This is a genomic window from Pseudomarimonas arenosa, assembly GCF_014841215.1.
Classification (GTDB): Bacteria; Pseudomonadota; Gammaproteobacteria; order Xanthomonadales; family Xanthomonadaceae; genus Pseudomarimonas; species Pseudomarimonas arenosa.
Genome location: NZ_JACYTR010000035.1, coordinates 28473 through 45794 on the forward strand (window position 1 = coordinate 28473; position 17322 = coordinate 45794).

General features: G+C 60.9%; 12 protein-coding genes. 7 read left to right on the forward strand and 5 right to left on the reverse strand.

Going from position 1 to position 17322, the window contains the following annotated elements; all coding sequences use genetic code 11:
* Nucleotides 1-142 precede the first annotated feature (142 nt).
* From IFO71_RS14435 to IFO71_RS14455, 5 genes are all read right to left on the reverse strand, one after another.
* Nucleotides 143-1099, reverse strand: a complete 957-nt coding sequence (locus IFO71_RS14435; RefSeq protein WP_192030354.1) for a GNAT family N-acetyltransferase — start codon at nucleotides 1097-1099, stop codon at nucleotides 143-145.
* Nucleotides 1100-1223: 124 nt separating this feature from the next.
* A complete protein-coding gene (locus IFO71_RS14440; RefSeq protein ID WP_192030355.1) occupies nucleotides 1224-2399 on the reverse strand; it encodes a cupin domain-containing protein in 1176 nt (391 codons plus the stop codon).
* On the reverse strand, nucleotides 2399-3766 hold the full coding sequence (purB, locus tag IFO71_RS14445) for an adenylosuccinate lyase (RefSeq protein ID WP_192030356.1): 1368 nt from the start codon (nucleotides 3764-3766) through the stop codon (nucleotides 2399-2401). The genes IFO71_RS14440 and purB overlap by 1 nt, the downstream gene beginning before the upstream one ends.
* 412 nt (nucleotides 3767-4178) lie before the next feature.
* On the reverse strand, nucleotides 4179-4520 hold the full coding sequence (locus IFO71_RS14450) for a c-type cytochrome (RefSeq protein WP_192030357.1): 342 nt from the start codon (nucleotides 4518-4520) through the stop codon (nucleotides 4179-4181).
* A gap of 17 nt (nucleotides 4521-4537) precedes the next feature.
* Nucleotides 4538-4870 carry a c-type cytochrome gene (locus IFO71_RS14455; protein ID WP_192030358.1) on the reverse strand — a complete coding sequence of 111 codons (333 nt, stop codon included), beginning with the start codon at nucleotides 4868-4870 and terminating at the stop codon, nucleotides 4538-4540.
* Nucleotides 4871-5181: 311 nt separating this feature from the next.
* Between IFO71_RS14455 and IFO71_RS14460 the strand changes: the two genes are divergently transcribed.
* The 7 genes from IFO71_RS14460 to IFO71_RS21940 all read left to right on the forward strand — a co-directional run.
* The gene (locus tag IFO71_RS14460) at nucleotides 5182-6375 is read left to right on the forward strand and encodes an efflux RND transporter periplasmic adaptor subunit (protein ID WP_192030359.1); all 1194 of its coding nucleotides are present in this window, start codon (nucleotides 5182-5184) and stop codon (nucleotides 6373-6375) included.
* Complete coding sequence (locus IFO71_RS14465; RefSeq protein WP_192030360.1) at nucleotides 6375-9824, forward strand: efflux RND transporter permease subunit; 3450 nt, start codon at nucleotides 6375-6377, stop codon at nucleotides 9822-9824. Before IFO71_RS14460 ends, IFO71_RS14465 begins: the two co-directional genes overlap by 1 nt.
* Nucleotides 9821-12952, forward strand: a complete 3132-nt coding sequence (locus tag IFO71_RS14470; RefSeq protein ID WP_192030361.1) for an efflux RND transporter permease subunit — start codon at nucleotides 9821-9823, stop codon at nucleotides 12950-12952. The genes IFO71_RS14465 and IFO71_RS14470 overlap by 4 nt, the downstream gene beginning before the upstream one ends.
* Before the next feature lie 155 nt (nucleotides 12953-13107).
* Entirely contained in the window at nucleotides 13108-14262 is a 1155-nt protein-coding gene (locus IFO71_RS14475; protein WP_192030362.1) for an OprO/OprP family phosphate-selective porin, read from the forward strand.
* 65 nt (nucleotides 14263-14327) lie between these two features.
* The gene (locus IFO71_RS14480) at nucleotides 14328-14681 is read left to right on the forward strand and encodes a hypothetical protein (RefSeq protein WP_192030363.1); all 354 of its coding nucleotides are present in this window, start codon (nucleotides 14328-14330) and stop codon (nucleotides 14679-14681) included.
* A gap of 71 nt (nucleotides 14682-14752) precedes the next feature.
* Complete coding sequence (locus IFO71_RS22325; protein WP_192030364.1) at nucleotides 14753-16861, forward strand: methyl-accepting chemotaxis protein; 2109 nt, start codon at nucleotides 14753-14755, stop codon at nucleotides 16859-16861.
* Nucleotides 16862-17135: 274 nt separating this feature from the next.
* On the forward strand, nucleotides 17136-17322 hold a 187-nt coding region (locus IFO71_RS21940; protein WP_225444659.1), incomplete at its 3' end, for a hypothetical protein.

Here is a 17322-nt window from a genome sequence, read left to right on the forward strand (position 1 = left end):
GCCGGGGTCGCGGACGACCGCCAAGCCACAATCCGCCTTGTGCCGCTCCGGTCGCGATTCACCGGAGGACGCCGAGGCCCGCGAATTATAGCGGGTTGATCTGAAGTTCGTGGCTTTTCGGTGCTAATCAAATGGAATTCATTCAGAGCGATTGCACGCGGAGTTCCGTGGCGCTGCGGCTGTGTTCCCAGGCCTGCCGAAAATCGTCCAGTCGTTGGCGTTGTCGGCCGGGGGCGCGCAACTGCATGCTGCCCTCGAATCGGCTGGCGATGGGTCGCTCCATAACGCCAAATTGATCGGAGAGCAGATAGCAACCGGCAAACTGCAGATGCTCTTCGGTCTCGGGTTGTCGAATGCTGACCGTACTGGACAGCCTTTGCGCCAGCGCCAGCAGTGCGCCGCCGTTGCGCCCTGCGGTTTCCAGGTCTTGTACCAGAATCAGGATCTGCGCCTGCCTGCCGCTGGTCGCGATCCTGCGCAGCTCAGCTTCGATGCTCGGCCCGCGAAACAATTCCGGGTCGAGGTCGCGGGTGTAGATCCAGAGTTGGTGCTTGGCCGATTTAAGCAGCTCCAGGCATAGCTCGTGGGCGCGATCGAGATCGGAGAATTCGATTTCCTCGGTGGCCACCACCGGTGGCGGCGCATCCCGCTCAAGCGGCGGAAGTTCGGATAGCACGAGTCGCATCAACTGGTGCGGAATATCGGCTTCGATGAACTGCTCACCTTCGGGCTCGAATCCGTGATGCCGGTAAAAGTCGATTGCCTCGACCTGTGCGTGCAGCCACACCTGTGGCGCGTGGCGGGCTCGGGCGCGGTCGATCAATGCCTGCAGCAGGGCGGCGCCTACGCCGCGATTGCGCCACTCGGGCAGCACCGCCATGCGGCCGATCTTGAAGTCGGGCGTCAGGCGGCCAGCACCAATCGGCTTGCACTGTGGGTCTCGGGCCAGCGCGTGCTGCGATCGGGGGTCAAGATCGTCCCACACCACATCGTGCGGCACTTGTTGCTCGACCTCGAAGACGGGTTCGCGAATCGCGGCGATTGCGGAGCGATCGCGCTCAAAGTCGGCCATTTCGACGAAGAAGCCCTCCGCAATCATGTTCACTCTCCTCTATCGGGATGCCGAAATTCTGCTTTCCGGCATTTCTCGGCGGCCACGGTCGCGGCGTCGCCGGTCCATCCTTGCCCTATCGGGCCGCAGGGAGCAGCCGCTCGGCAGCGCCTCAGGCGCGCTCGATCGCCAAGTGGCCGGTGTTGACCAACTGCAGCACGATCTGTTGCTCATCTTCGCTCAGCTGCTCGAACCATGCCAGATCACCATGCAGCGAGCCGCATAGGGTCGAGGCGAGTTTGGTTGAGGTGCTCAGAGCATCACCAAGGGCATACAGCCGGGCGCCGGGGCGGCTGGCCCGCCAGGCTAGTCGGGTGAATGGATGGCGCACCAGATGGGTTCCCGCTTGCAGGCGCTTGATCAGCTGTGCCTTGCTGATGGCTTTTGGCGGAGCAGCCAGCAGGCCGGGATTGCGATAGCGGGTCATGGCGCGCCCAAACCACTCGCTAAGCGCTGCGTCGCTGAGTTCGGCGGTCTGACGCAGCAGGTCGCGGACGCGATCGAGATCGTCCGGCTCAATGCGGCCGCTATCGCGCACCGGTTGCCTTCCCGGGTCGGCAAAGCGGGTCAGGCCGTCGTCCGTGGTTTCCAGATGATCGGCCAGATCGGCCAGCAGTTCGCTGCGCGAGGGTGCGCGAAATCCGATGCTGAAGGTCAGGCAGGCCGATGTCGCTTCGCCGAAGTGCGGGACTTCGGGCGGCAGGTACAGCATGTCACCCGGTTGGCATAGCCAGTCCACGTCGGACTGAAAGTTTTCCAGCAGCTTCAGCTCACTGTCCTGGCGAAAGCGCGCCGCGTGACCGCGCAGGTCGAGCTGCCAGCGTCGCTGGCCACTGCCTTGGATCAGGAATACATCGTAATGATCGGTGTGCGGGCCGACGGAACCGCCGGGAGCGGCGAAGCTCACCATCACATCATCAATGCGCCAGCGGGGCAGAAATTCGAAGACGTCAAGCAGTTGGCGAACGTCCGGATCCCATTTGTCGACATCCTGAACCAGCACCGTCCAATCGCGCTTGGGCAGGGCAGGGAAGATCTGCTCGTCGAAGGGGCCGCGTTCCACGCTCCAGTGATTGCGTTTGCGGTCGAGGCGAATCAGGCGGGCCAGTGCCAGGTCCTCGCATGCCAGACCGGCCAGATCCTCTGCCGAGAGCGGGTCGCGCCAAGGTGCGAACGCGCCTCTCACCAGCAAGGGTCGCTGTTGCCAGTAATCGCGCAGGAACGTGTTCACCGGCATGCCGAGCCGCTGCTGGCGGCTGGCTCTCACTTCGATCGGAAACTCCGCCATTAGATATCGCTGGCCAAGGATTCGGCCAGGCCGATGTAGTTGGACGGGCTGAGATCAAGCAGGCGCTCTTTCGCCTCGACCGGGATGTTCAAGTTGGCAATGAAATCACGCAGGCTGGACGCACTGATTTCCCGGCCGCGGGTCAGCTCCTTGAGTTGCTCGTAAGGGTTGGGAAGGCCGTAGCGGCGCATCACCGTCTGGATCGGCTCGGCCAGTACTTCCCAGGCGGCATCGAGATCGGACGCCAGTTTTTCCGGCGCAGCCTTGAGCTTGCCGAGGCCGCGCGACAGGGCGCCGAACGCGATCAGATGATGGCCGAATGCCGTGCCCAGGGCGCGCAGCACGGTGGAGTCGGTGAGGTCGCGCTGCCAGCGGCTGATTGGCAACTTGCTGGCGAAGTGGTCGCACAGTGCATTGCCCAGTCCAAAATTGCCCTCGGCGTTCTCAAAATCAATCGGGTTGACCTTGTGCGGCATGGTAGACGAGCCGATCTCTCCCGCCTTCAAGGCCTGCTTGAAGTAGCCCAGCGAGATATAGCCCCAGATGTCTCGACATAGATCAATGCCGATAATGCCGGTGCGTCGCACGGCATCGCATAGCTCGGCGATGCAGTCGTGTGGTTCGATCTGAGTGGTGTAGGGGTTCCAGGTGAGGCCGAGTCCCTCAACAAATCGTTTGGACAAGGCCGGCCAATCGACGTTCGGATAGGCCACGACATGGGCATTGTAGTTGCCCACCGCGCCATTGATCTTACCCAGCAGTTCCACCGCGGCGATACGCTGGCGCTGGCGGCTCAGTCGAGCCACGACGTTGGCGATTTCCTTGCCGACCGTGGTCGGGGAGGCGGTTTGACCGTGGGTGCGCGACAGCATGGGCAAGCCAGCGTAGTCGCGCGCCATCTCGCGCAGCGTGTCGAGCACGCCATCGAGGGCGGGCAACAGCACGGTGTCGCGCCCTTCCTTCAGCATCAGCGAGTAGCTGAGATTGTTGATGTCTTCCGAGGTGCAGGCGAAATGGACGAACTCCAGCGCCGCCGATAGCTTGGCATCGCTTTGCAGCCGTTCCTTGATGAAGTACTCAACCGCCTTGACGTCGTGGTTGGTGGTTTTTTCGATTTCCTTGACGCGCCCGGCGTCGGCCACCGAGAAGTTTTCGGCAAGCTCACGCAGGCGCTCGATGGTGTGCTCCGAGAATCCGGTCAGCTCGCCGATTCCCGGCTCTGCGGCGAGCGCTATCAGCCACTCGATTTCCACCTTGACCCGCGCCTTGATCAGGCCATATTCGGAAAACACCGGTCGCAGGGCGTGAGCCTTGGCCGAGTAACGGCCGTCGATGGGCGAAAGCGCAGTCAGAGAATGATCAAGCATGGGAGCTCCGCTGGCCGGGCGGTTCTGCCGCCGGCCACTCAGTTGAACGGGGCGCATATTCTAGCCCGCATATTTGGTGACGACGCGCCGAAAGACACCGCCAGTCCAGGCACAGCAACGTTCTCCGACAGTTCATCGCCGGTTGACAAAGTGTCCGCGGTCTTTCGTCGCTGGCACGGCTCTCGTTCGGCCGCTGCGCAGTCTGCGCGCTTCCTCGCTGCCAAGGCAGGGCGCTGCGCTCGGTCGGCCGTTGCGTGGCAACGGCTGCTGCGCAGTCTCACTCAAGTGGGTCCACCATTTGAATTATGCCGGCTTGCCTGGATCAAGCGCGCAGAAAAGCGAAGGGCGAGGTGTGTCATCACCTCGCCCCGCTGATTCAGCCACGACTCGCTTGATCGCGAGTCCAGATCGGCTAGTTCTTCTTTGCGTGCGTTTGCGGCAGGGTACTGAGCGGCCCCTGCTGCGCTGCATAGAAGGCAGCCAGGTTCTTGATGTCCTCATCGCTCAGCGTGCCGGCAAAGCCCGCCATGATGGCGTTCTTGCGCGCGCCGGAGCGGTAGTCCTTCAGCGCCTTTTCCAGGTAGTCTGGGTATTGGCCGGCAATCTTCGGATACTGCGGATCGCCCATGCCGTTGCCGTCGGCGCCGTGGCAGGCCTGGCAGGTCTGTGATTTCAGCTTGCCAGCTTCAATGTCAGCGGCCTGGGCGCCGGTGAGGCCGAGCAGCAGGGCGAGGGCCAGGGTGCTTCGAGTCATTCCGTTGCGCTCCGAGATCACTTGTTGGTTTCTTTGCCGACGCTGGCCAGATAGGCCGCGATGTGCTGGATGTCTTCGGCGCTGAAGCTCTCAGCCTGGGCGCGCATGGTCGGATGCGCACGCTCGCCCTTCTGGTAGGCCGTCAGGGCCGCAATCAGATACTCGGCGTTCTGGCCGCCGATCTTCGGCACCGAATAATGCGGGTAGATGTTCTTGTAGCCCTCGATGCCGTGACATCCAGTGCAGGTGTAAGCAAGGTTGCGGCCCTTCTCGATATCGCCTTGGGCAGCGGCCAATGGGGCGGTCAATAGCATGAGCAGACTGGCTGCCAGGCGAGTCGTCAAATTCATCGCAATTCCGTTTCAGGGCGGGTTCGGCACAAGGGCGCGATTATAGCGTCGGGGCATGGCGATCTGCCAAGAATTTGGGGTGATGGTGAGTTTCTGCGCTCGCCTATGTTGCCGATCGCCACGCCGCCCACTGCCTGTCCCAAACGTGAACGGCTCAGCAATATTTAGCAAGAGGGGCGCCACGCGTGACTACCTGCACAGGTCGGAAAGTCGGGCGGGGCGCAGACTGCACCGAACTGAATTGCATATCTGGTGTTGTAGTGCTGTAATACACCAGAATAAACCACCTCCATCCTGGGAAAGCGATCACTATGAAAACCAACCGCGAGTCCGGTCTTACCAGCTCACGCTCACTGACCCGGGCGGGTGTGCTGTTGCTTGCCATCGGTCTGGCCGCGTGCGGTGGTGGTCAAGCGACCCAGGATCAGGCGCAGAACGATGACAAGGTCGAAGCCAAGGAACAGAACGCTGGCGAAGGCAAGGGCGAAAAGGGCAAGCCGGAAGTCAAGCCGGTACCGGTCGAAGTAGCCACCATTGGTCGTCGCGATATCGAAGCCAGCTATGCCGGCACGGCTGCTCTGGAAGCCCCAGACGAAGCGCAGGTCGTGGCCAAGACCTCGGGCGTGCTGCACAAATTGATGGTGGAAGAGGGCGATCAGGTCAAGGCGGGGCAGGTGCTGGCGCAGATCGATCCCGAGCGCGCACAGCTGGAGGTGCAGCGTACCGCTGCAGCTCTGCGCAAGATCGAGGCTGAGTTCAAGCGATCGAGTGAGCTGTTTGCTCGAAAGCTGGTCGCGGCCGACGCCCATGAACGCCTGCGCTTCGACGTTGACAGCCAGCGTGCTGCGCATGAATTGGCCAAACTTGAGCTGAGCTACACCAAGGTCGAGGCGCCCATCAGCGGCGTCATTGCTCAGCGCATGGTGAAGATCGGCAATCTGATCCAGCTCAATCAGGCCATGTTCCGCATCGTGGATACCCAGCGGCTGGAAGCTGTGCTCAATGTGCCCGAGCGCGAACTGCAGACACTGAAGTCTGAACTGCCAGTTTCGCTGACCGTCGATGCGTTGCCGGGGCGGCGCTTCATGGGCGAGATCGACCGTTTGGCGCCCGTGGTCGATGCCGCCACCGGCACCTTCCGTGTGACGGCAGAGTTTATTGACCCGAGTGGAATGTTGAAGCCGGGCATGTTCGGTCGCATCAATGTGGTGTATGAGCGCAAGGCCGGCGTACTGTCGGTGCCGCGTGTCGCCTTGTTGGAAGAAGCGGCCGAGCCTGCGGTTTTCACCGTGGCCGATGGCAAGGTGGTGCGTACGCCAGTGTCCCTGGGCTATGTCAACGGCGAGTTCGCCGAGGTTACCTCTGGACTCAGCGAAGGTGATCAGGTCATCACGGCCGGCAAGGTCGCGGTGCGCGACGGTTCCAAGGTGGAGGTGATCAACGCGGCTGCCGTGGCTGATACCAGCACGCCGAGCGGAGACAGCCTGGCCGGAGCCAGCGAATAATGAACATCGTTGCGTTGTCCACCCAGCGCCGGGTGACCATCGCCATGGCGATGGTCACCTTGGTGCTGTTCGGTCTGATCGCGCTGTCGGAGCTTAAGGTCAATCTGCTGCCTGACCTCAGCTTTCCGACGCTGACCGTTCGCACCGAGTACACCGGCGCGGCCCCCACGGAAATCGAGAATCTGATCACCGAGCCGATGGAGGAAGCGGTCGGCGTGGTCAAGGGCTTGCGCAAGCTGCGCTCGATCTCGCGCACCGGCCAGAGCGATGTGGTGCTGGAGTTTGCCTGGGGCACCGACATGAACCGCGCTTCGCTTGAAGTGCGTGATAAGTTGGAGATCGTTCGCTTGCCGCTCGACGTCAAGCCACCGGTGCTGCTGCGCTTCAATCCCAGCACCGAGCCGGTGATGCGCTGGATTCTCGCCTCCAAGGCTGAGGGCAATGTCAGCGAACAGGCCGAACTGATGCGCCTGCGTCGCTATGCCGATGAGGAAATCAAGAAGCGTCTGGAGCCGGTATCCGGTGTGGCCGCGGTGAAGATTTCCGGCGGTCTGGAAGATGAAGTGCAGGTGCTGATCGATGACCGCCGCCTGGCGCAGTTGAAGCTGTCGGTCGACCAGGTGATCCAACGCCTGGCGCAGGAGAACGTCAATATCTCAGGTGGCCGCATCGAGGAAGGCTCCCAGCGCTACCTGGTGCGCACCGTGAATCAGTTCAAGGGCCTGGAGGCCATGCGCGAGCTGTTGGTCACCACCCAGAACGGGGTGTCGATCAAACTGCGTGATGTGGCCAATGTGGTGCAGAGTTACAAGGAGCGCGAGGCGATCATCCGGCTCGACGGCAAGGAAGCCATTGAAGTCGCCATCTACAAGGAGGGCGATGCCAACACCGTGGCCGTGGCCGAGGAGGTGATCAAGGCGGTGGAGCGGCTGAAGCGCGATCTGCCGCCGGCAACGGAACTGCGTGAGGTGGAGAATCAGGCCAACTTCATCCAGGCGGCCCTGAGCGAGGTCAAGAAGGAAGCCTTGTTGGGTGGCATGCTGGCGATTCTGATCATCTTCCTGTTCCTGCGCGATGGCTGGAGCACCCTGGTGATCGGTCTGTCGCTACCGGTGTCGATCATCGCTACGTTCTTCTTCATGGGTCAGCTTGGCCTGAGCTTGAACGTGATGTCGCTGGCGGGTCTGGCCCTGGCCACCGGCATGGTGGTGGACGATTCCATCGTCGTGCTGGAGAGCATTGCCAAGGCGCGCGAACGCGGTCTCGGCGTCATCGAAGCAACGATCACCGGTGCCAGCGAAGTCAGCATGGCGGTGGTGGCCAGCACGCTGACTACGGTGGCGGTGTTCTTCCCTCTCGTGTTCGTTGAAGGCGTGGCCGGTCAGTTGTTCAAGGACCAGGCCCTGACCGTGTCGATCGCCCTGATCATTTCCCTGGTCGCTGCGATGACCTTGATTCCGATGCTGTCCTCGCTGAAAGAGCGTTCGCCCTTGGCCCTGGACCAGGGCGATGAAACCAAGAAGCAGCAGCTGCCAGCCTGGCGTCGGGCCTGGGTGTTCGTGAAACTCTTGGTGATGTGGCCGCTGGTGAATCAAGTCAGCGACGATGGACTGCGGCTGGGCAACAAGATCAAGACGCCCGGGCGCTGGGCTGGCTTTGTGGTGACCTTGCCAGTGCGCCTGTTCTTTGCTGTGGCCACCTTGATCGTGGTTGGGCTGCTTTGGCTGTTGCCGATGGTGGTGTTTTCGGGCGGTCTGGGACTGGGCGGAATCTGGCGAGTGCTGAAAATCGTCATCGGCAAACCGCTGTCCTGGGTGGCCGGCTATGTGATGCGCGGCTTTGCACGCGTCGAGCGCTTCTATGCCGACAGCCTGCCGCGGGTGTTGAAGCATCCGTTCCTGGTGCTCGGTTCTGCCGCGGTGGCCTTCGGTTTCGCGCTGTCCCTGGTGCTCGGTCTGGGGGCCGACCTGATCCCGCAGTTTGCCCAGGATCGCTTCGAGATGACGGCCAAGCTGTCGCCGGGCACGCAGCTGCGTGATACCGACTCCCTGGTCCGCGCCATTCAGGCCAAGCATGCGGATGATGCCGATATCGACGTGCTCTACGGCGTGTCGGGCAGCGGCACGCGGCTGGATGCCAATCCTACCGAGTCGGGTGAGAACATTGCCAAGCTGACCGTGGTGTTGGGCAAGAACTACAGCCGACAGACCGAACACCAGGTCACCGAACGCCTGCGTGAAACCATGAGCGGCTATCCCGGCGTGGAAGTGAAGTTTGGTCGGCCGGAACTGTTTAGCCTGTCGACGCCGCTGGAAATCGAGCTGAGTGGGCCCGAACTGCCAGCGCTGGAAGACGCGGCTCGGCGTCTCACCGAGATGATGAACTCGAATTCGGCCTTTGCCGATGTCAAATCGACCGTTGAAGAAGGCTACCCGGAAATCCAGATTCGCTTCGACCAGGAGCGCGCCGCCGCGCTGGGTCTGACCACGCGTCAGATCGCCGATCAGGTGGTCAAGAAGGTCCGCGGCGAAGTCGCCACCCGTTACAGCTTCCGCGATCGCAAGATCGATGTGCTGGTGCGCGCCAAGGAAAGCAGTCGCTCCTCGGTCAGCGATATCCGCAAGTTGATCATCAATCCGCAGAGCGAACGTCCGATCACTCTGGATGCGGTTGCCGAGGTGGTGGAAACGATGGGCGCCAGCGAGATTCATCGTGCCGATCAGAGTCAGGTCGCGCTGGTGCGCTCGAATCTGCGCGGCGTCGATCTCGGGACGGCGATCGAGATGATCAATGAGATGGTGGCCGAAAATCCGCTGGGTGCAGGTGTCTACATGCACTTTGGTGGACAGGGTGAAGAACTGAAGAGCTCGATCGACTCCTTGGTGTTTGCGCTCGGCCTGGCAATCTTCCTGGTCTATCTGGTGATGGCCTCGCAGTTCGAATCGCTGCTGCATCCGTTCGTCATCATGTTCACCGTGCCCTTGGCCCTGGTGGGTGCCGCCGTCGCGCTCTGGGCAAGCAATTCGCCGATCTCGGTGGTGGTGTTCATCGGCCTGATCTTGCTGGTCGGCATTGTGGTGAAGAACGCCATCGTGCTGATCGACAAGGTCAATCAGCTGCGGATGGAAGGCGTGGCCAAGCGCGACGCCATCATCGGTGGCGCCGAGTCGCGCCTGCGGCCGATCGTGATGACCACCCTGACCACCCTGTTCGGCTTCCTGCCGCTGGCCCTGATGGGCGGCGAGGGCGCTGAGGTGAAGTCGCCGATGGCGATTACGGTGATTGGCGGATTGGCCGTCTCCACTCTGCTCACCTTGATTGTCATTCCGGTCGTCTACGACCTACTGGACCGTCGCGGTGACGAGGTCTACCGTGAGCGCGGTCGCCTGCGCAAACGAGTCTTCGATGCCGAGCGCGGCGTGAGCGGAACCGAAGCGGAGGTCGTATGAGTCTTGCCGAGCTCAGTCTGAAGCGCCCAGTCAGCGCGGTGATGTTCTACGTCTCGCTGGTGGTGGTGGGCATCATCGCCATGTTCAGACTGCCGCTCGAGCAGTTTCCTGACGTCAATGTGCCGTTTATCTTCGTCGATCTGCCCTATCCCGGCTCGACGCCAGAAGAGGTCGAACGCACCATCATTCGGCCCGCCGAGGAGGTGCTGGCCACCTTGCCGAGTATTCGCCGAATCAATTCGGTGAGTCGTGCCGATGGCGGCAATGTCTTCGTTCAGTTCAGCGATTGGGATCGCGATATCGAATTGACCGCGAGCGAAGCGCGCGAGCGTCTCGACGCCATTCGCGATGAACTCCCCGACGATTTTCAACGCTACTTCGTGTTCAAGTTCTCGCCCAGCGATGAGCCGGTGTTGCGGATACGCTTTGCCGGCGAACGCAATATGGTCGGCGAGTACGATCTGATCGAACGCGCGATGAAGCGTCGGCTGGAGCGCCTGCCGGGCGTGGCGCGCGTCGATATCACCGGGGCACCGCCACCGGAAGTCGAGGTGGCGGTCTTCCCCAGTCGACTCGGCGCGCACGGCATTGCCTTGAATGAACTGGCTGCCCGTCTGCAGGCGGTCAACTTCTCGGTATCCGCCGGTGAGATTGATGATGGCGTGCGTCGCCTGCGCGTGCAGCCGGTGGGCGAGCTGCGTGAGCTCGATGAGTTGCGCAATCTGGTCATCAATGACAAAGGCATCAAGCTCAGTGATATCGCGGTGGTGCGATTGAAGCAGCAGCGCGTCGATTTCGGTCGTCGACTGGATGGCCAGGCCGCAGTGGGTCTGGATATCTTCCGCGAGCGCGAGTCGAATCTGGTTGATGTGTCGAAGCGATTGCTCAGTGAGATCGAGCTGATTGCCGACACCAACGATTTCCAGGGCATCCAGCTGAAGGTGATTTCCGATCAGGCCGAGAGCGTTTCCAGCTCCTTGAACGAGTTGGTCAAGGCCGGGCTGATCGGCGCCATGTTGTCCGTGCTGGTGCTGTTCTATTTCCTGCGTCACTGGCCATCGACGTTGATGGTGGCGCTGGCGATTCCGCTATGCATCGTAATGACCCTGGGCAGCATGTATTTCTTCGGTCTGACACTCAATGTGCTGACCATGATGGGGCTGTTGCTGGGCATCGGCATGTTGGTCGACAACGCCGTGGTGGTGGTGGAAAGCATTTATCAATACCGTGAGCGTTGGCCAAATGATCCGTATCGTTGCGCGGTGGAAGGTACCAAGGGCGTGCAGCTGGCGATCAGCGCCGGTACGTTGACCAGCATCATCGTGTTTGCGCCCAATCTGTTCGGTGAGCGCAACTTCATCAGCATCTATCTGGGGCAGGTGGCAATTACGATTACCATCGCCCTGCTGACTTCCTGGATCGTGGCGGTCAGCTTGATTCCGATGCTCTCGGCGAAGATTCCGACGCCGAAGAACCTCGGTGTCAAGACCGGCTTCATTCCCTGGTTGGGCGATCGCTACGCCGGCTTCTTGCGCTGGACCTTGCGTCACCGTGGACCCGCCGTGGTCGGTATCGCGATGATCGTGATGGCAAGTTTCGTGCCCTTCCAGTTCGTCAAGGTCGATATGTTCCAGGACGATGCCGGCCGAGAGCTGGAGTTCTACTACAAGTGGAAGGGCGCCTACAGCCTCGATGTGATTTCCGACGAAGTGAAGCGCGTTGAGGATTTCGTTTACGCCAATCGTGAGAAGTATCAGGTGGTGCAGATCTACTCCTGGTTCAGCGAACGCGGCTGGGCCGGCACCCGGCTGAAACTGCGCGAGCCGAATCCGGGACTGTTGGACTATCTGCGTCTGCGCAACTACGAAGACGGCCTGATGACTACCCAGCAGTTGGCCGAAATGCTGCGTGAGGAAGTGCCGAAATCGGCGCGCGCCGAGCTTGGCTTTGGCGGTGACGGGCCGGGTGGCGGCGAAAGTGAGGAAGGCATTCAGTTCTCGCTGCAAGGCGACTCAACCGAAGTGCTGGCTGATCTGGCCGAGTCGATCATCCCGATCCTTGCCCAGCGGCCGGAGCTGCGCGATGTGCGAGTGGATACCGGCGATGCCAACAGCGAGCTGACCATCGAGGTCGATCGTGAGCGGGCCATGGCCTACGGCTTCTCAGCCGATGAAGTGGCACGTTATGTGGGCATTGCGTTGCGTGGTACGCCAATGCGCGAGTTCCGCCAGAACGGTGCGGAGATTCCGGTCTGGGTGCGCTTCGCAGGAGCGGAAGATTTTCGCGTACAGGATCTGCAGTCGCTGATGCTGCGCCGTGCTGATGGCACCGAAGTGCCGATCATGTCAGTAGTCAGCGCCGAGGTGAAGCGCGGTGCAACTCAGATCAATCGTCAGAGCCGGCAGACCGCGCTGACTATTCAGGCCAATCTGGCCGAGGGCAAGACCACGGATGATGCACGCAAGGCGATTCAGGAGGTCATGGACTCGGTTACTCTGCCCGATGGCTATCGTCATAGCCTGTCAGGGAACTTTGAGCGCAATGATGAGGCCGGAGCGCAAATGGCGCGTAACACCCTGATTGCGCTGCTGATGGTCTATATCGTAATGGCGGCGTTGTTTGAGTCGATGCTGATGCCCACTGCCATCATCACCAGCATCTTCTTCTCGGCGCTGGGTGTGTTCTGGTTCTTCGCCTTGACTGGCACCACGTTCACCATCATGTCGTCGATTGGCATCCTGGTGTTGATGGGCGTGGTGGTGAACAACGGCATCGTCATGTTTGAACACATCAATGCGTTGAGACGTGCGGGCAAGGGGCGGGTCGATGCCTTGGTGGAAGGCTCCAAAGAGCGATTCCGGCCGATTCTGATGACCATGGGCACCACCATTCTCGGCATGCTGCCGCTATGTGCTGGCGGTACCCAGATGGGCGGTGATGGCCCTGCCTACTATCCGATGGCGCGCGCCATCGTCGGTGGTCTGGCCTTCTCGACCGTGGTCAGCCTGCTGTTCCTGCCCACCATCTACAGCGTTCTTGACGATACCCGCCTGGCTTTCGGGGCGCTGATCAAGCGTGGCGCCGGACGCGTGGCCGGTAAGCAGCCCGCGCCGGGCCGAGTCGGCTGAACCGGGTGGCGATAGAGCGGTCTGGCCAACGTTCGTGATGATTGTCACAAAAAGGAAATAAAAATTTAACTGTCGCAATCCACGCAATTGTGACGAAATGATGTCAAGCACGAAGAAACACATTGCTGGCTGTCCATGCTTGGGGAGGGGGAACCATGAGCTTGGGAACACGCGTTGCAGGTGGATGTGTAGTGGCACTGCTCAGTGCACCCGCGAGTGCCGAAATCGAACTTGATGCCTTCGGTTCGACCCTGATCAGCTTCGAAGGACTGATTCAGGCCGACTACAACAAGTTTGACAGCGATCGCGCCAATCTGAACGGCGACGCCTTGGACGGCGATGACAGCGATGCCGAACTGCGTCGCGCCGAACTGGTGCTGAAAGGTGCTACTGCTGACTGGAACTGGGTGGTCGGCTACGACGCCAAGGCCGACAAGTTCCTCGACGTCAACTTCCGCTACAAGTTTTCCAGTCAGAACAGCCTGATGGTTGGCCAGTACAAGCAACCGAACAGTCTGGAAGAGCTGACCAGTACCAAGAACAACGACTTCATTTCCAAGTCGATGACCACCAATCTGTTCGCCGTAGCGCGCAGATTGGGCGTGTCGGGTACCAGTAGCGGCGAGCTGTGGACCGCCAGTGCCAGCCTGTTTGGCAAGGAACTGACCCATCGACTCGCGCGCGGCGATGGTTTCGGCATCCGCGGCACCTACACGCCGATTCAGGACTTCGAGAGTCAGTTTCTGCACCTTGGCCTGAGCTATGTGCAGTACGACGCGGAAGACGCCACTGCCGACAATCGGGCTAGAATTCGAGTGCGCCCGGATGCCGATCTGGCTGGGGTTCGTTTGATTGATTCGGGTCAGTTCTCCGACGCCGACGATATTCGAACGGTAGGCGCCGAATTGGCTTGGGCCAACGGTCCGTTCAAGCTGCAAGGCGAGTACATGCAGAGTCGGGTTCGCCGCACGGCCAATCCGGACTACGACGTCGATAGCGCCTATTTGCAGGGCGTGTGGAATATCAGCGGCGAAGGCTGGGGATACAAGGAAGGCGTGGTCCGCACCAATGCACCGAACGATCCGGCCAAAGGCATGTGGCAAGTCGGCCTGCGCTATGACATCGCCGATCTGGACGATGGTTCGGTGTTCGGCGGCGATGAGCAGAACCTGACCGTGGGCGTCAACTACTACTGGCACGCCAACTTCAAGTTCGCCCTGAACTACGTCGATGTCTCCAGCGAACGCGGCTCGACGCCGATCCAGGATGATCCCAGCATCCTGGAATTTCGCGCGCAGTTTTACTGGTAGTCCGCTGCGGTTGGCAAGTTCGATCGCAGCCCTCAGTCGGTTGAACGCAGCAACAGGAGAGAGTCATGTTCACATCTAGGTTCACTGCGGTGGCAGGTGCCCTGGCCCTGCTGATCGGCAATAGTTCGGTACTGGCCGGCGACTGTGTAATGAGCATCACCCGCACTGCCTGCCCGGGTAAGGAGGCCGAGAGCTTCAGCAAATGCGATGGCAAGGCCAGCTGCGAACAGAAGGTGCCGGCACCCAGTGCAGCGATCTGCGCCACCAAGACCAAGATCTCCTGCGCCAATAGCCGCCGCACGATCACCAAATACAAGTCGATCACCGCCACCTTTGATGGTGAGCCGGTCGAAGGCGGCAAGGATTTCTGCGTCGGTCATCCGGACTATCCGTACGTCGACAAGCCCGACTGCAAGTAGCCGAGTCGACTTGAGCGAGGCGCGGTCGGGTTGTCCGTTCGCGTCGGCGGGTCATCAGACGAGGAAACGGAATGAACTGGATCGAGCGCTTGTCATTGGCTGCCCGACTCTACTTGCTGTTGGCGATGCTGCTACTTGCAATGGCCCTGGTCGGCATCTTTGCATTGCGCGGCATGGCGGCCAGCAATGCCAGCATGGAAGCGGTCTACACGCAACGCTTGCTGCCCTTGAAGTTACTGCGTCAGGCGTCTGAGGCCTATAGCATCAAGGTGGCGCGCGCCGCGGTGGATGCCGCGATGGGTAACATCTATCCCAGCGATGCGATTGAAAAGATCAATGCGGCCAGCGCCGAGTCGCGCCAGCTGTGGGAGACTTTTCGGCGCGATGTCGAGATATCCGACAAGGAGGAAGGGGAGTGGATCGAGCAGGCCGGTCGAGACCTCGACAAGGCTGCTGAAAGCCTCAAGCGACTGCTGCAGTATCTGGCTGCCGAAGACGGCGACAAGATCAACGAGTTCGTCATGCTCGAACTTAATCCATCGTTGGGGCCGCTGACCGAGACCTTTGATTTTCTGATCGACTACGAGCTGAAGCTGGCCGAGAGTCAATACCAGCAGGCCCAGGCAGACTACATCGGGGTACGCAATCTGTCGTTGACCATCATGTTGGCCGGTATGGTCGCAGGCCTGCTGTTCGCGGTCTGGTTGGTGCGCGGGCTGATGCGACAGCTGGGCGCTGATCCGTCCAATGTGGTGCCGATTGCACGCCGCATTGCGGCCGGTGACGTCGACTTCCGGATCGAGGTGGCCAACGGTGATCGAAGTAGCTTGCTGGCGGCGATGGCGGAAATGCAGTTGGTACTGCAGCGTATCGTCGCCGATATCCAGAGCTGTATGGATGCCGCTGGCCGAGGTGACTTCAGCCGCAGCATCGATGCCGCGGCGCATCGCGGCTTTGCCCAGTCGATTGCCAACGCACTTAACGAATTGATGCGAGTCACCGACGAGGGATTGCGCGATATTCAGCGAGTGGCGCATGCATTGGCAGCGGGCGACCTGAGTCAGACCATCACGCAGAACTATCCCGGTGTGTTTGGTCAGACCGGCGAAGGCGTGAATGGCACGGTCGCTTCGCTGCGCAGCGTGGTGAGCGAGATCGATGGCCTGGTCACCGCGGCTGCCAACAGTGGTGATTTCAGCGTGCGTATGGATCTGGCTGGCAAGCAGGGTTTCAGCCTGCGTCTGGCCGAGCTACTGAACCGTCTTGCCGAGGTCACCCACACCGGTCTGAGTGACATCCTGCGGGTCAGCCAGAGCATGGCCGACGGCGACCTGACCCAGCAGATCACGCGCGACTATCCCGGATTGTTCGGCCGTGCCCGCGATGGATTGAACAGTTCAATCGAAGCCCTGGCGGCGATCATCGGCGGTATCCAACAGAGCTGTGACACCATTCGCCAGGCCTCGGGCGAAATCGCCGCAGGCAATACCGATCTGTCGGTGCGCACCGAGCAGCAGGCGGCGAATCTGGAGGAAACGGCCTCGTCCCTGGAGGAGCTGACCTCGACGGTAAAGCAGAATACCGACAATGCGAGGCAAGCGCGGCAACTGGCCGCGGGAGCGACTGATATCGCCAGTCGTGGCGGCAGTGTGGTCGGTCAGGTGGTGTCCACGATGAGCGATATCTCGGCTTCGTCAACCAAGATTGCCGACATCATTGGGGTGATTGACGGCATCGCGTTTCAGACCAACATTCTTGCCTTGAATGCCGCGGTCGAGGCCGCGCGGGCGGGTGAACAGGGCCGCGGTTTTGCAGTGGTGGCATCCGAAGTGCGCTCCCTGGCGCAACGTTCAGCCGAAGCGGCCAAGGAGATCAAGTCGCTGATCGTGGAGTCCAGCGACAACGTCAGCAAGGGCGCCAATCTGGTCGGCGATGCCGGTCGTACCATGGATGAGATCGTCACGTCGGTGAAGCGTGTCAGTGACCTGATGAGTGAGATCTCGGCGGCCAGCGAAGAGCAGAGCGTTGGTATCGAGCAGGTCAATCAAACCGTGGTGCAACTCGATCAGGCCACCCAGCAGAATGCCGCATTGGTGGAAGAAGCCACTGCCGCTGCGCGGGCGTTGGAGGAGCAGGCTGAGCAGTTGTCCGATGCGGCGAAGAAGTTTCGTCTGGCCTGAGCTCGCCGCAAATAGCGTTTTATTGCTCCGGACCAGTGGTTTCAATTGTCCGAAGCAAGTAGGTCAGCCCATGGATGGGCTCGCGAGCGACGCCGCAGGCGCATTGCAGCCGCGAGCCCCTGAACTTGAAGTTGAACAGCATGTTCGGACTTCAGGCTTCCGGGGCACTAACCCGGATATTTCATGAGGGGGTGCGGATGATCACCGAGGCAATCGGCGCAAAGGACCTCAGGGCGAATGCTCTGCGTAGCCGCGCAGCGGCCGAATGAGGGCCGTGCCAGCGCCGAAAGATCGCGAACACTCTGTTATCTCAACACCATCGGTCGAAACTCTCGCCCTGTTGATTCCCACACTCCAACCGAACAAACACCCCGCTTTCGGCCATTTTTCGATCGTCGTCGTCAACCGTCGTTGCGACGGTAATTCGGTAAGCGGAATTTCCCAGGAAAACGCTGCGGGTT

Coding starts and splice junctions, on each gene's coding strand:
- IFO71_RS14435 (WP_192030354.1), bottom strand. CDS start 1,099: ATGATTGCGGAGGGCTTCTTCGTCGAAATGGCCGACTTTGAGCGCGAT.
- IFO71_RS14440 (WP_192030355.1), bottom strand. CDS start 2,399: ATGGCGGAGTTTCCGATCGAAGTGAGAGCCAGCCGCCAGCAGCGGCTC.
- purB (WP_192030356.1), bottom strand. CDS start 3,766: ATGCTTGATCATTCTCTGACTGCGCTTTCGCCCATCGACGGCCGTTAC.
- IFO71_RS14450 (WP_192030357.1), bottom strand. CDS start 4,520: ATGACTCGAAGCACCCTGGCCCTCGCCCTGCTGCTCGGCCTCACCGGC.
- IFO71_RS14455 (WP_192030358.1), bottom strand. CDS start 4,870: ATGAATTTGACGACTCGCCTGGCAGCCAGTCTGCTCATGCTATTGACC.
- IFO71_RS14460 (WP_192030359.1), top strand. CDS start 5,182: ATGAAAACCAACCGCGAGTCCGGTCTTACCAGCTCACGCTCACTGACC.
- IFO71_RS14465 (WP_192030360.1), top strand. CDS start 6,375: ATGAACATCGTTGCGTTGTCCACCCAGCGCCGGGTGACCATCGCCATG.
- IFO71_RS14470 (WP_192030361.1), top strand. CDS start 9,821: ATGAGTCTTGCCGAGCTCAGTCTGAAGCGCCCAGTCAGCGCGGTGATG.
- IFO71_RS14475 (WP_192030362.1), top strand. CDS start 13,108: ATGAGCTTGGGAACACGCGTTGCAGGTGGATGTGTAGTGGCACTGCTC.
- IFO71_RS14480 (WP_192030363.1), top strand. CDS start 14,328: ATGTTCACATCTAGGTTCACTGCGGTGGCAGGTGCCCTGGCCCTGCTG.
- IFO71_RS22325 (WP_192030364.1), top strand. CDS start 14,753: ATGAACTGGATCGAGCGCTTGTCATTGGCTGCCCGACTCTACTTGCTG.